Here is a 13,861-nt window from a genome sequence, read left to right as displayed (position 1 = left end):
GGTCCATCATGGCCGGTCCCGCCGACAGTTACTCGCGGGAATCGGACACCGCGGCCGGGTGCCGGCCGGTGTCAACGACGAACGAGACCGACCAGCTTCCACGCGGCGGGCAGCAGACCGGCGGCCAGGGCGATCTTGATCGCGTCACCGGGGAGGAACGGCCGAACACCGGCGTGCCAGGTCTGCGAGGCGGTGAGGCCGAGCGCGTGCTGGAGCCAGAAGAAGCCGAAGGCGTAGATCACGACGTTGCCGAGCACCATGGTCACCAGCACCCACGGGACCCTGCGGCTCAGACCGCGATCGGCCAGGGCACCCACCAGGGCCGCGGCCACGAGCATGCCGACGAGGTAGCCACCGGTGGCCGAGCTGAACCTCAGCACGTCCCAGCCGGACGCGTGCGCGGCGAAGACGCCGTAACCGAGGCCACCGACCACGAGGTAGGCCGTCATCGTGGCGAAGGCCCGGATCGCGCCGTACGACGCACCCACGAGCAGCACCCCGAAGGTCTGGCCGGTCACCGGCACCGGGGTGTTCGGGAGCGGGATCGAGACCTGCGCGGACAACGCGATCAGCGTCACCCCGACGGCCACGAGGACGGCGTCGGCCACGAGGGCGACGGCGCGGCTGTTCGGTCGGACGAGGGACGGGACGAGCGCGGTGGAGGACACGGTGCACCTTTCCGGGTGGACGACGCCCCGATCCTAGGGACACCGGCACCGGCCGAGGTAGCCCGGGGGCCGAACGCCGGACAGGTCGGGACGTTCGACCCGGACGAGAGCGGCCCGGTCCCACGACCGGGCCGACGTCTTCGGTGCCCACGGATTCGAACCGGCACTACCGCCGTGCCCGACATGACAGAGGGCGGCGTGCTCGTCGGCACGCCGCCCAGTGGTACCCCCGACCGGATTCGAACCGGCGCCACCGCCGTGCCCGACATGACAGAGGGCGGCGTGCTCGTCGGCACGCCGCCCAGTGGTACCCCCGACCGGATTCGAACCGGCGCTACCGCCGTGAGAGGGCGGCGTGCTAGGCCGCTACACAACGGGGGCAAGCACGTGAACACGCGAGAAGAGACTGTAGCGAAGTGCTCGGGATGCACAAAATCCCGGTCCTGAGGACCGGGATCAGGTGGTCTCGACTCCGCTCGACCACCGATGTCGGCTGTGACATTCGCTGGGATACTAGGACTCGAACCTAGACTAACTGGACCAGAACCAGTCGTGCTGCCAATTACACCATATCCCAATGGTTGACGGCCTTTCGGACCCTTGCGGGCATCCGGCGAGGGCCGACGGGAAACCTTACACGCGGGCCGCCGAGGGCTCCAAAATCGGCCGCGTGGTCACGGTCGCGACCCCCATGCGGCGGGCCACCAGCACGGCCAGGCCGAGGTAGACCAGGGACTGGGTCAGGGTCACCGGGATGCTCCACCAGCTGCCCCCGGTGGGGTTGAGGGTGCTGGCCATGTCGCCGTACGCCAGGGCCAGGCCGAACGCCAGCCAGTTGTTGAGCACGTGCATCGCGATGCCGGCCTCGAGGCCCCCGGTCAGCACGACCAGCGTGCCGGCGACCAGCCCGAAGGCGAAGCGGTCGAAGAAGACCGGCGGGCTCTGGCCGAGACCGTGTGCCAGACCGAACAGCAGCGCCGGCGGCACGATCGCGAAGAGCGCCGAGACCCGGCGGGACGGGCGGTTGAGGAAACCGGTGATCCCCCCGAAGGCCTGGGTCAGGTAGCCGCGGAAGAGGTACTCCTCCCCAGCGGCCTGGAACGGCGTGAGGAACAGGACGACCAGCAGGTAGTCACGGGTGGTGCTCGTGAAGGCGTTGGCGTGGCCACCCACGTCGTCGGACTGGCCCGGCAGGAGGGAGCTGACCACGACGGTCGCGACCAGCGCGATCACCGCCGCACCCAGGCAGGCGAGCAGGAAACGCCAGCGGATCCGCGGACCGACCGAGGCCAGCCAGCGGGGCAGCAGACCGTGCAGGCTGCGGTTGAGCAGCCAGGAGATCGGGATCATCGTCGACAGCGTCAGGTTGATGTAGGCCAGGCCGGCTGGTGTGGGGTGCTTGACGTCGACCAGTCGGGTGATCGAGTCGTGCACCTGGGCGCCGGTGGCGGCGTACCAGACCAGGAACGGGACCAGCGCGACCAGCGCACCGACCACGAGCAGCCCGAGCGCCGCCATCACGACACCGACCAGCGGACGCCACTCACCGGGCAGCCCGGCCTCGTGGATCCGGTTGTAGGGCAGCCCCTCCGGCACCGTGTCGGCCGGACCGCGCGAGGCCGCCGGGCGGCTCACGCCTGCGCCGCCCGGAGCCGCGCCAGCGAGCGCTCGCGGCCGAGCAGCTCGAGCGACTCGAAGAGCGGCGGGCTGACCCGGCTCCCGGTCACCGCGACCCGCACCGGTCCGAACGCCAGCCGGGGCTTGAGGCCCAGCCCTTCGACCAGGGCGGCCCGGAGGGCCTCCTCGATCGCCGCGGTGGTCCAGTCCGGCAGCGCCGACAGGGCGTCGTACGACGCGAGCACGACGTCCTGGCCGGGCTCGTCGATCACGTCGGTGCGCTCGAAGTCGGCCTCGTCGACGAAGAGGAAGCCGAGCATGTCGACGGCCTCGGTGAGCTTGTTGATCCGCTCCGCGACGAGCGGCATCGCGGCGTCGAGCAGGGCGCGCTGGTCGTCGGTCATCGGGTCGGAGACCAGGCCCGCGTCGGCCAGGTAGGGCACCACCCGCCCGGTGATCTCCGCCGTCGAGAGCAGGCGCATGTGCGCGCCGTTGATCGCCTCGGCCTTCTTCAGGTCGAAGCGGGCCGGGTTGGGGTTGACGTCGCCGATGTCGAAGGCGGCCACCATCTCCTCCATCGAGAAGATGTCGCGGTCGCCGGAGATCGCCCAGCCGAGCAGGGCGAGGTAGTTCAGCAGCCCCTCGGGCAGGAAGCCCTGGTCGCGGTAGGCCAGCGCGTGCGCCTCGGGGTCACGCTTGGAGAGCTTCTTGTTGCCCTGCCCCATCACGTAGGGAAGGTGGCCGTACGCCGGGACCGCGGTCGCGACGCCCAGCTCGACCAGGGCATCGAAGAGGGCCAGCTGACGCGGCGTGCTGGAGAGCAGGTCCTCGCCGCGCAGGACGTGGGTGATGCCCATCATCGCGTCGTCGACCGGGTTGACCAGCGTGTAGAGCGGGTCGCCGTTGGCTCGGGACAAGGCGTAGTCGGGCACGTGGGTGGTCTCGAAGGTGATCTCGCCGCGCACCGCGTCGTCCCACGTGAGCGACCCGTCGGGCATCCGGAACCGCACCACCGGCGAGCGACCCTGGGCCTCGAACGCCGCCCGCTGGTCGGCCGTGAGGTCGCGGCAGAACCCGTCGTACCCCTGGAGCTTGGAGCCGGACGCCTTGCGCCGAGCGTCGACCTCCTCGGTCGTGCAGAAGCAGTCGTAGGTGTACTTCGAGTCGTGGAGCCGGGAGAGGACGTCACGGTAGATGTCTCCGCGCTCGCTCTGCCGGTAGGGCCCGTCGGGGCCTCCGACCTCGATCCCCTCGTCCCAGTCGAGGCCGAGCCAGCGCCACAGGTCGAGGATCGCGTCGTAGGACTCCTGGGTGCTGCGCTCGCGGTCGGTGTCCTCCATCCGGAACACGATCGTGCCGCCGTGATGGCGGGCGAACGCCCAGTTGAACAGGGCGGTGCGGACCAGGCCCACGTGGGGCGAGCCGGTCGGGGACGGGCAGAACCGCACGCGCACGTCGCTCATCGCGCGGCCACCGGGTTGGTCAGCGAGCCGAGGCCCGCGATCGAGACCTCGACCTCGTCGCCGACCTGCATCGGTCCGACGCCTTCGGGGGTCCCGGTCAGGATCACGTCGCCCGGCAGCAGCGTCATCGCGGCGGTGATGTGGGCGATCAGGGTCGGGATGTCGAAGATCAGGTCCTTCGTCGAGCCGTCCTGCACCAGGTCGCCGTTCAGATGGGTCTGGATGGCGACCCCGTCGGCGAAGTGCTGCGGGTCGAGGTCGGTCTCGATCCAGGGTCCCAGCGGGCAGAAGGAGTCGAAGCCCTTGGCCCGGGACCACTGCCCGTCCTTCTTCTGCAGGTCACGTGCGGTCACGTCGTTGGCGATCGTGTAGCCCCAGATCACGTCCGTGGCCTGCTCGGGCGGGACGTCGCGGCAGATCCGGCCGATGACCACCGCGAGCTCACCTTCGTAGCTGACGAACTCCGACTGCGTCGGGTAGTAGATCGGGTCCCCCGGACCCACGACCGCCGTGTTGGGCTCGAGGAACATCAACGGCTCCGACGGTGCCTCGCCGCCCATCTCGGCCGCATGACCGGCGTAGTTCTTGCCGATCGCGACGATCTTGCTGCGAGGGATCACCGGCGCCAGCAGGCGGACGTCGGCCAAGCGGTGCTCGGTCTGGGTCGGCTTGATGCCGACGTACAGCGGGTCGCCGCTCAGCTCGACCAGGACCGCGTCGTCAGCGGGCTGGCCGAACTCGTCCAGCTCTCCGGACACGACGCCGAACAGGGGGTCCTCACCGGTGGTGAACCTCGCGATACGCACGGATCGGAGCCTACCGAGCCGTCCGAGCCCCCTCCGCATTCCCGCCGCTCTAGGCTGGGGCGGGTGAGCAGCGTGCTGGAGACCGGGGCCGAGGGTACGACGTTCCGCAACGACGACTGGTACGGCCAGGTCCTCGGGGCCGTGCGGTTCGTCGACTGCGTGTTCATCGACGTGGATCTCAGCGAGTCGATGACCGTCGGGACGACGTTCGAGGGCTGCACCTTCCACGGCACGCGGTTCAACGGCTCCACGCACCGGACGACGGCCTTCGTGGGCTGCGAGTTCCGCCGCGCGAACTTCTTCACCGCGACGCTGGACGGCTGCAAGCTGACAGGCTCCGGCTTCGCCGAGTGCACGATGCGGCCGCTGACCGTGATCGGCGGTGCGTGGCAGGCGGTCAGCCTGCGCCGCCACCACCTCGGCGGCCTTGACCTGACCGGGGTCGACCTGCGCGACGCCGACCTGTCGATGAGCGACCTGACCGAGACGGTGCTGGCCGGGGCCCGGCTCGAGGGCGCGATCGTGCGGGAGACCGACTTCACCGACGCCGACCTGCGCCGGGCCAAGCTCAGCGGTGTCGACCTCTCGACGGCCACGTTGAAGAACACCCGGATCGACCTGGAGACCGCCGTGCTGCTCGCCGAGCTCGCGGGAGCCGTGGTCGACCTCGCGGACTGAGCACGTGAGCGCGACCGCCCACCGCGCCCGGCTGGCGCCGTACGTCGAGCCGCACCTGGCCCGGCGCAGCGCGGGCGTCGAGCATCCCGTGCACGACTTCCTCTTCACCTACTACCGCTTCCCGCCGACCCGGCTGCTCGACTGGCAGCCCGGCTGGCCGGACTCGGGGACGCCCGAGCTCCTCGAGCGGCGGCGCGACCTGGTCACCTCGACCCTCGACCTGCTGCGGGCCACCGCGTCCCGGCCGGCGACGTTCGGCTGCTTCGGCCTGCACGAGTGGGCGATGGTGCACCGCGTCGACCGAACGCGACACCCGGTGCCGCTTCGGCTCGGGGCCGACGGCACCGACGCCGTCGTCGAGTCCCACCGGATCGCCTGCTCGCACTTCGACGCGTTCCGCTTCTTCACCCCGTCCGCGCGCCCCCTCAACCGGCTCCAGCCCGGCCCCGACGACCGGGCGGCCCACGAGCAGCCGGGCTGCCTGCACGCCACCATGGACCTCTACCGGCACGCGTTCCGGCTGTGGCCGCTGGTCGGCTCCGACCTCGTCGCCGACTGCTTCCTGCTCGCCTGGGACGTCCGCACGGTCGACATGCGCGCCGCGCCGTACGACCTCACCGCCTGGGGCCTGGAACCGATCCGGATCGAGACGCCCGAGGGCAAGCAGGAGTACGCCGCGGCGCAGCGCGGGTTCGCCGAGCGGTCCGCGCCCTTGCGCGATCAGCTGATCGCGGCCTGCGAGCAGCTGGTCGCAGCCCTCCGACCGGGAGCTGCGCCCCAGTGGGTCGAACGTTCGGCCATGGGTGCGGTTGGAGGAACGTCCGGCCAACGCGCGGAGGGCCCGTCCTAGGCTTGAACCATGGACGAGGGAGTGCTCCGGAACTTCCTCGGCGAGGACGGACGGCTCACGACGATCCCGGCCAAGCACGCCAAGCTCCTGGTCGTCCTCGACCACCTGGCGCAGGAGTTCGAGCCGGGCCGGACCTATCCGGAGGCCGAGGTCAACGAGGTGCTGGCCCGGTTCCACCCCGACTACGCTGCGCTGCGGCGCTACCTGGTGGAGAACGACTTCATGACCCGCGAGCACAACGTCTACTGGCGCTCCGGCGGGACCGTCGACCTCTGACCTCGCGGGACGTCATACGAACGCGTCGTCGGGGCAGCCAGACCGGACGACGTCGGGATCACCAGCCGGGCGGCGTGCGGTCGGCCCAGGGTGAGGCCGCCTCGACCTGGGCCGCGAGGGCGAGCAGCAGCCCCTCCTCGGCGGGACGGGCGGCCAGCATCACCCCGACCGGGAGACCGTCCGCAGTCCAGTGCAGCGGCAACGAGACGGCGGGCATGCCGGTCACGTTCCACGCCGACGTCCAGGGCGTGAAGGCCTTCTGGGCCTCGAAGTCCGCGGCCGGGTCGTCGTCGTCGCGGAGCGCACCCACGTGCAGCGGGGGAACGGCGAGGGTCGGCGTCAGCACGGCGTCGTACGGCGCGAGGGTGGCCAGGCAGCCGGCCGCGAAGCGTCGCATCGCGCCCAGCGCCAGCCCGAACTCCGGGCCGCTGATCTCGCGTCCCCGGGCCGCCAGCCACCGGGTCAGCGGACGCAGCAGCGGCTCCTGCTCGGGGGCACCACCGACAGGGCGGTCAGCACCGCCCAGCAGGTCTCGAAGGTCGGTACCGCCTCGCGCGGCATCGGCACCGCGATGTCCTCCACGTCGTGGCCGAGCGCGACCAGCAGTGAGGACGCGGCCTCGTAGGCCGCGACGCACTCGGGGTCCACCTCGACATCGGCGATCACCGGCTCGAGGAAGCGCGCGATCCGGAGCCGCTCGGGCGGGCGCTCGCAGGAGGCCAGGAACGGCTCGGCCGGCGGCGGTGCCCAGGCCGGGTCGCCGACCCCCCGCCCGGCCAGCACGCCGAGCATCGCGGCCGCGTCGCGCACCGTCCGGGCCAACGTGCCGGCGGTCGCCAGCCCGGTCACCTCGCCGTACATCGGGAAGCCGCTGACCCGCCCACGCGTCGGCTTGAGGCCGACCAGCCCGCAGCACGAGGCGGGGATCCGGATCGAGCCGCCGCCGTCCGAGCCCTGCGCCACCGGCACCAGCCCGGCCGCGACCGCGGCGGCCGCGCCGCCCGACGAGCCGCCGGCCATCCGGTGGCGGTCCCACGGCGTCACCGCCGGCGGCGCGACGTCGGGCTCGGTGTAGCAGGGCGAGCCGAACTCCGGGGTGTTGGTCTTGCCGAGGCTCACCATCCCGGCCGCCTCGATCGCCAGCGTCACGGCGTCCGAGACCTCGGGCACGTAGTCGGCGAAGGCCGCAGAGCCGAAGGTCGTGCGGACGCCGGCGGTCAGGTTGAGGTCCTTGATCGCGGTGGGTACGCCGTACAACGGGCCGGACCCGTCGGGCAGCGGCAGCAGGGCCTCGGCCCGGGCCAGGGCGAGCTCGGGAGTCCGGGTCACGAACGCGCCGACGTCGTCGGACCGGGCCAGGTGGTGGGCAGCGAGCTCGCGAGGCGACACCTCCCCACGTCGTACGGCGGCGCCCTGCTCGACAGCGGTCAGGTCGTGCAGCTCGCTCACCGGGGCGACGCTACCGGGCAGCCCGCTCCTGACGTCGGAGCCCGAACGAGATCCCGTCGAGCAGCGCCTCCCACGACGCCTCGATCACGTTGTGGCCGACCCCGACGGTGACCCAGGAGGACTCGCCGTCGGAGGTCTCGATCAGGACGCGGGTGATCGCGTCGGTGCCGTGTCCCTGGTCGAGGATCCTCACCTTGTAGTCGATCAGCTCGAACTTCGCGACCGACGGGTAGGCGCGGACCAGCGCCTGGCGCAGCGCCTGGTCCAGCGCGTTCACCGGCCCGTTGCCCTCGCCGGTCTCGACGTAGCGGACCCCGGAGGCCACCAGCTTGACCGTCGCCTCGGAGACCGCCTCCTCTCCCGGCGTCGCATGGGTCAGGGTCTCGGTGATCACCCGCCACGACTCCACGGTGAGGTACGACGGCCGGGCGCCGTCGACCTCCTCGGCCAGCAGGAGCTCGAAGGACGCGTCGGCCGCCTCGAAGGTGTAGCCCCGCGACTCCATCTCCTTGACCCGGGCGGTGACCCGGTCGACCAGGGCCCGGTCGCCGGACAGGTCGTAGCCGAGCTCGCGACCCTTCAGCTCGATCGAGGCGCGGCCGGCCATGTCGCTGACCAGCAGCCGCATGTCGTTGCCGACGCCGACCGGGTCCATGTGCTGGTAGAGATCGGGGTCGACCTTGATCGCGCTGGCGTGCAGGCCCGCCTTGTGCGCGAACGCCGAGGCACCGACATAGGGCTGACGCGACGCGGGCGGCACGTTGGTCACCTCGGCCACCGCGTGCGCGATCCGGGTCGCGTCGGCCAGGAGGCCGGCCGGGAGCACCCGGCGGTCCAGCTTGAGCTCGAGGTTGGCGACCACGGCGACCAGGTCCGCGTTGCCGGTGCGCTCGCCGTACCCGTTGATGGTGCCCTGGACATGGGTCGCGCCTGCGTCGACGGCGGCCAGCGTGTTCGCGACCGCGCAGCCGGTGTCGTTGTGGCAGTGGATGCCGACCCGACCCTCGGTCGTCGAGACGACGTCGTGCACCACCTCCGCGATCCACGACGGCAGCATCCCGCCGTTGGTGTCGCACAGCGCCACGACGTCGGCGCCCGCGTCGTACGCCGTCCGCAGCACCTCGAGGGCGTAGTCGCGGTCGGCGCGGTAGCCGTCGAAGAAGTGCTCGGCGTCCAGGAAGACCTGCTGACCCTCGGCGCGCAGGTGGCTGACCGTGTCGCGGACCATCTCGAGGTTCTCCGCCAGGGTCGTGCGCAGGGCGAGCTCGACGTGGCGGGGATGCGACTTGGCGACCAGGGTGACCACGGCGGCTCCGCTGTCACGCAGCGCGGCGATCAGCGGGTCGTCGGCCGCGCGGAGGCCGGCCCGCCGGGTCGCGCCGAACGCGGTGAGCCGCGCGTGACGCAGGTCGAGCTCGTCGCGGGCGCGGGCGAAGAACTCGGTGTCCTTGGGGTTGGCGCCCGGCCAGCCGCCCTCGATGAAGCCGACCCCCAGCTCGTCGAGCTGACGGGCGATGGTCAGCTTGTCGGCGACCGAGAGGTTGAGTCCCTCCTGCTGCGCACCGTCGCGCAGGGTGGTGTCGTAGACGTGGAACGCGCCCTGCAGGTCCATCGTGATCCGTCCTGGTCGTGCTTGCTCGTGCCTGCCGTTGCTTGCCGTGGAGTGGCCGTGAGCCGCCGAGGAAACAAAAAGACCTCCCGTGGGGACGAGAGGTCTGCGCGCCGGGGAGTGCCCGACGCGCTAGGTGATGATGCTGGTGCTCACGACGTCCATGGTGCCACGGCCCGCGCGGGACGGGGCGCTGGATCTCAGGATCCGGCCTTGACGCCGGGGGGCGGGCCGAACGGTGACCAGCCGACGTGGACCCCCGCCTGGTGCCCGACCATCCCGGCCAGGCCCAGCAGCAGCACCGTGGTGACCGCCCAGCGGAGGGTACGACGGCTCGCCGACTGGGCGACGACGCGCACCGGCCACCGCAGGTGCGCCGAGCCGGGCCCGACCCAGAGGCTGAGCGCCAGGCACAGCCCGGCCACGGCCAGGGTGGTGGTGACGTCGACACCGACGGCGTAGCAGACCAGGACACCGGCGACGCTGATCCCGACGGCCCACAGGGCCAGGAGCGTGGCACCGGGGACGGCGAGCACGAGGTACCAGGGCGCGGAGAGCGGCCCGAGCAGCACGTCGTACCAACGGGCGCCGCGAAGACGTCGCCGGTCGCCCGCGGCAGTGACGACCATCGTGCAGGTGCGCAGCAGCCAGGCCATCAGCAGCAGCACGGCCGTCGCGAGGTAGGGCCACGCCGCCACCGCGGCGGCCGCACCCAGCGCGGACACGACGAGGAGGACCCCGCGACGCAGCAGCAGCAGCGGGCTCTCGCGGACGGGCGCACTGGCCAGGTCGAGCGGCAGGTCGTCGGGGTCCTCGAGCCCCGGCGACACCGGGAAGCCGGGCACGGTGAGGTGCCGGGTCGGGGTGGCGAAGGGCTGGGGTGCCGCCGGTGCCGACGGCGCTCCCGAGTGCCAGGTCGGCGCGTCGGCGCGGTCGTGGGCGGCGATCGCGAGCGGGAGGGTGAAGGGGTCCTCCGCCACCGGTGCGGAGACCGGGATCGGCGTGGTCGGGTCGCCGCCGCCGTGCGTCGGGGCCGGCGCGGCCAGCCGGGCGCGTAGGTCGTCGAGGGTCGGCCGGCGCGCGGGATCGGGGTCGAGGGCGGCAGCCACGAGGGACCGTACGTCGTCGGGGAGGCCGGCCAGGTCGTGCTGGCCGCGTCGTACGCGGTCCATGATCGCCATCGCGGGACCGCGCCCGAACGGCGGGTGGCCGGTGCCGGCGAACGCGACGGTGGCGGCCCACGAGTGGACGTCGGACGCGGTGGTGGCGTCGTCGCCGTACAGGATCTCGGGGGCGAGGTAGCCCGGTGTGCCGAGCAGCCAGCCGGTGTGGGTGAGCTTCGGGTCGTCCGCGACCCGGGCCAGGCCGAAGTCGATCAGGATCGGGGTGCGCCCCTCCATCAGCACGTTGCTGGGCTTGACGTCGCGGTGCAGCACGCCGGCGGCGTGGACGCTCGCGACCCCCTCGGCCAGGCAGCGGGCGAACCAGCGCAGGTCGTCGCCCCGGATCGGCCCCTCCTCCGGTACGTGGTCGTGCAGGCTGAGCCCGGGGACGTAGCGGGTGGCGACGTAGGGCGTTGGGGCCCACGGGTCGGCGTCGACGATCTCGGCGATCCACCGGCTCCGGATCCGCTCCAGGGAGCCGACCTCACGCGCCAGCCGGGCCCGGGCCTCGTGGTCGCCGACGATGTGCGGGCGCAGGATCTTGAGGGCGACCCGAGGCCCACCCGGTCGGCGCGCCAGGTGCACCACGCCCATGCCGCCCTCACCGAGCAGCGAGAGCAGCTCGTAGTCGCCCACCGTGCGGGCGCGGGACGGCTGGACGGACACGCGCCCACGGTACCGGGGCGACCGGCCGGCGAGGCTCAGGCGACGCCGTCGACCAGCGCGTACCCGAGGACGTGGTCGGGTCCGGCTCAGGAGGCGCGCCTCAGAAGAGCACGGTCTGCGGGTGCCCGGCCAGGGACCAGGGGTCGTTCGCCGGGTCGTAGACGCCGAGCTTCTGGGTCCGCTTCGACACCACCCGGTTGCGCTGGACCAGCCGGCCGTGGTGCGCCGGCTCGCCGTACTCCAGGTAGGTGCGCTGCCTGCGGGTGGCGTCGCAGCTCCAGATCCCGGTGGCCAGACTGGCCCGCAGCAGCGGGATCTCGTAGAGGTCGACCACCACTCGACCGCCCGGGTAGACACGACCCACCAGGTAGTTGAACCCGTAGCGGAAGATGCAGCCGTGGCTGATCTGCACCGGCGACCCGGCGCCGTGCTGGAGCACCGTGACGTCGTGGACCTCCCCGCAGAGGTAGAGGTCGACGCCCTCGCGGTCGAGGGTCCGGTAGAACGACGAGGACCGCTGCTCGGGCACCTGGAGGCGCCCGGAGTGGAGGAAGCGGGTGGGCACCATCGTCGGGATGTGTCCCTGCACGATGACGACGTGACCGCGGCGCTTGGCAAGCCGGATCTCGTCCCTCAGCCAGGCCAGCTGGCCGCCGAAGACACCGAGCCGCACACCGTCCGGCTGGAGGTGGAACATGTCGACGGTGATCAGGGTGACGGCCCCGGCGAAGGACGTGGAGTACGCCGTCCACTCGGCCGGGGTGCCGACGGGCCGGCGCGCGAACCTGGTGACGCCCCCGGGTCGGGTGAAGTGCTCGGCCCAGACCTCCTTGCACTGCCCGACCAGGTGGTAGCGGTTGTCCGGGGTGCCGTTGTGGTTGTAGCCGGTGGGTGACCAGCGCTCGTTGAGGGGGCCGGGGCGGTCGTCGAGGAGCTCGTGGTCTCCCACGGTGGGCAGCATGCGCAGGCCGCGTGACGAGAACAGGTCCTGGTAGTAGGAGTAGTGCACGTTGCCGGCCGTCTGCACCGCGGCGCGGCACTGCGCCAGGCTCTCGGGGTCGGTGCCCTGGCTGACCGGCCCGAAGAGCTCCCGGTCGTCGGAGTCGATGTTCCAGTGGCCCTCGACCACGTCCCCGGCCACGAAGACCGCCTGGGGCTGATGGGCGGCGACGGCACCCAGGCACTGGTCGATGGCACTGCGCCAGGATTCGTTGACGGAGTTCATCCCGCCGTCCCAGGTGGGCAGCTTCGAGAGGTCGGCGACGTCGCCGTTGAAGAAGTCGGGCAGCGAGGCGAACGTGAACAGCGGCTCGCCGGTGCTGCCACCGACCGCGACGGCCGCGCGCGGCACCGCCTCGGTGGCGACCGCGACTCCCGCGGCCCCGATGCCCTGCAGAACCCGCCGACGCGAGACCATGTGCCACTCCCCGTGATGGTGGCCGACGGCGCCGGCCGGCCCGCCGCAGTATCTCAGACGATGCGCCGCATCCAGCCGAAGGTGTCGTCGGCCCGGCCGTACTGGATGTCGACCAGCGCCTGACGGATGGCCAGGGTCACCTTGCCTGCCTCGGCGACCTCGGGCGTCCGGCCACCGGCCCAGCGCAGCGAGCCGACCGGTGTCACCACCGCCGCGGTGCCGCACGCGAACACCTCGGAGATCTCGCCGCTGGTGACACCGTCGCGCCACTCGTCGACGGAGATCCTGCGCTCCTCGACCTGGTGCCCCATCTTGCCCGCGATCTCGATGATGCTGGAGCGGGTGATGCCCTCGAGGATGGTGCCGAGCTGGGGGGTGACGATGCGCCCGTCGGCGTACACGAAGTACATGTTCATGCCGCCGAGCTCCTCGACGTACCGCAGCTCCTGGCCGTCGAGGAAGACCACCTGGTCGCAGCCCTGCTCGATCGCCTCCTGCTGGGCGACCAGCGACGACGCGTAGTTGCCGCCGGTCTTGGCGGCGCCCATGCCGCCGCGGCCGGCGCGGGTGTACTCGGTGGTCAGCCAGAGGGTGATCGGGAGCGGACCCTTGCTGAAGTAGGGGCCGGCCGGGCTGGCGATCACCATGAAGGTCACGTGCTTGGCCGGCCGCACGCCGAGGAACTTGTCGGTGGCGATCATGAACGGGCGCACGTAGAGGCTCTTCTCGGCGGCACCCTCCTCGGGCACCCAGCGCTGGTCGACGGTGACCAGGGCCTCGACGGCCGCGATGAAGTCCGCCGGCTCGAGCACGGGCAGCGCGAGCCGCCGGCTGGAGTGCACCATCCGCTCGGCGTTGGCCTCCGGCCGGAACGCCCAGATCGAGCCGTCGTCGTGGCGGTAGGCCTTCATGCCCTCGAAGATCTCCTGCGCGTAGTGCAGGACGGCCGTCGCGGGGTCCAGCGTCAGCGGGCCGTACGGCGTGATCCGGGCCGCGTGCCAGCCATCCTCGGGGGTCCACTCGACGGTGAACATGTGGTCGGTGAAGTGCACCCCGAACCCCGGGTCGTCGAGGATCTCCGCCAGCCGGGGGTCGGAGACGTGCTGGGTCGCGAGGGTCGTGCTGATCTCCATGGGAGGCACGTTAGTCCACCTTTCGAAAGTGCTGAGGGGTCGGCGGCTTTCACCGGTTCACCGGTG

At 71.9% G+C, this 13,861-nt stretch carries 13 protein-coding genes and 2 tRNA genes; 3 read left to right on the top strand and 12 right to left on the bottom strand.

What is annotated here, in order from left to right:
- Positions 1-71: 71 nt before the first annotated feature.
- From E3N83_RS01410 to E3N83_RS01385, 6 genes are all read right to left on the bottom strand, one after another.
- On the bottom strand, positions 72-668 hold the full coding sequence (locus E3N83_RS01410) for a biotin transporter BioY (protein WP_151081640.1): 597 nt from the start codon (positions 666-668) through the stop codon (positions 72-74).
- A 305-nt stretch (positions 669-973) separates the two neighbouring features.
- Positions 974-1,049, bottom strand: a tRNA-Glu gene (locus E3N83_RS01405).
- A 124-nt stretch (positions 1,050-1,173) separates the two neighbouring features.
- Positions 1,174-1,245: transfer RNA gene (locus tag E3N83_RS01400), tRNA-Gln, on the bottom strand.
- Positions 1,246-1,301: 56 nt separating this feature from the next.
- Positions 1,302-2,303: a CPBP family intramembrane glutamic endopeptidase gene (locus E3N83_RS01395; protein ID WP_238343009.1), complete on the bottom strand. Its 1,002-nt coding sequence runs from the start codon at positions 2,301-2,303 to the stop codon at positions 1,302-1,304.
- Positions 2,300-3,748 carry a glutamate--tRNA ligase gene (gene gltX, locus E3N83_RS01390; protein ID WP_151081639.1) on the bottom strand — a complete coding sequence of 483 codons (1,449 nt, stop codon included), beginning with the start codon at positions 3,746-3,748 and terminating at the stop codon, positions 2,300-2,302. Before gltX ends, E3N83_RS01395 begins: the two co-directional genes overlap by 4 nt.
- Positions 3,745-4,554, bottom strand: coding sequence for a fumarylacetoacetate hydrolase family protein (locus E3N83_RS01385; protein WP_151081638.1), 810 nt, complete (start codon positions 4,552-4,554; stop codon positions 3,745-3,747). Before E3N83_RS01385 ends, gltX begins: the two co-directional genes overlap by 4 nt.
- Positions 4,555-4,617: 63 nt before the next feature.
- On the opposite strand from E3N83_RS01385, the gene E3N83_RS01380 reads away from it, so the two are divergent.
- From E3N83_RS01380 to E3N83_RS01370, 3 genes are read left to right on the top strand one after another with little or no spacing between them, the layout of a single operon-like run.
- Positions 4,618-5,232, top strand: coding sequence for a pentapeptide repeat-containing protein (locus tag E3N83_RS01380; protein WP_238343008.1), 615 nt, complete (start codon positions 4,618-4,620; stop codon positions 5,230-5,232).
- A 4-nt stretch (positions 5,233-5,236) separates the two neighbouring features.
- Positions 5,237-6,082, top strand: a complete 846-nt coding sequence (locus E3N83_RS01375; protein ID WP_238343007.1) for a 3-methyladenine DNA glycosylase — start codon at positions 5,237-5,239, stop codon at positions 6,080-6,082.
- A 9-nt stretch (positions 6,083-6,091) separates the two neighbouring features.
- Positions 6,092-6,358, top strand: a complete 267-nt coding sequence (locus E3N83_RS01370; RefSeq protein ID WP_151081637.1) for a DUF2087 domain-containing protein — start codon at positions 6,092-6,094, stop codon at positions 6,356-6,358.
- Between the two features lie 58 nt (positions 6,359-6,416).
- Here E3N83_RS01370 and E3N83_RS19695 read toward each other — a convergent pair whose 3' ends face one another.
- From E3N83_RS19695 to E3N83_RS01345, 6 genes are all read right to left on the bottom strand, one after another.
- Positions 6,417-6,755, bottom strand: coding sequence for an amidase family protein (locus tag E3N83_RS19695; RefSeq protein WP_238343006.1), 339 nt, complete (start codon positions 6,753-6,755; stop codon positions 6,417-6,419).
- 65 nt (positions 6,756-6,820) lie between these two features.
- A complete protein-coding gene (locus E3N83_RS01365) occupies positions 6,821-7,807 on the bottom strand; it encodes an amidase (protein ID WP_202879293.1) in 987 nt (328 codons plus the stop codon).
- Positions 7,808-7,817: 10 nt separating this feature from the next.
- Positions 7,818-9,419 carry a citramalate synthase gene (gene cimA, locus E3N83_RS01360; protein WP_151081636.1) on the bottom strand — a complete coding sequence of 534 codons (1,602 nt, stop codon included), beginning with the start codon at positions 9,417-9,419 and terminating at the stop codon, positions 7,818-7,820.
- A gap of 197 nt (positions 9,420-9,616) precedes the next feature.
- Entirely contained in the window at positions 9,617-11,245 is a 1,629-nt protein-coding gene (locus E3N83_RS01355) for a serine/threonine-protein kinase (RefSeq protein ID WP_151081635.1), read from the bottom strand.
- A gap of 100 nt (positions 11,246-11,345) precedes the next feature.
- Positions 11,346-12,662, bottom strand: coding sequence for a metallophosphoesterase family protein (locus tag E3N83_RS01350; protein ID WP_151081634.1), 1,317 nt, complete (start codon positions 12,660-12,662; stop codon positions 11,346-11,348).
- A gap of 53 nt (positions 12,663-12,715) precedes the next feature.
- Complete coding sequence (locus tag E3N83_RS01345; protein WP_151081633.1) at positions 12,716-13,795, bottom strand: branched-chain amino acid aminotransferase; 1,080 nt, start codon at positions 13,793-13,795, stop codon at positions 12,716-12,718.
- Positions 13,796-13,861 lie beyond the last annotated feature (66 nt).

It is taken from the genome of Nocardioides cynanchi, from assembly GCF_008761635.1.
Lineage (GTDB): Bacteria > Actinomycetota > Actinomycetes > Propionibacteriales > Nocardioidaceae > Nocardioides > Nocardioides cynanchi.
This window is presented reverse-complemented; position numbering and strand designations above follow the sequence as displayed.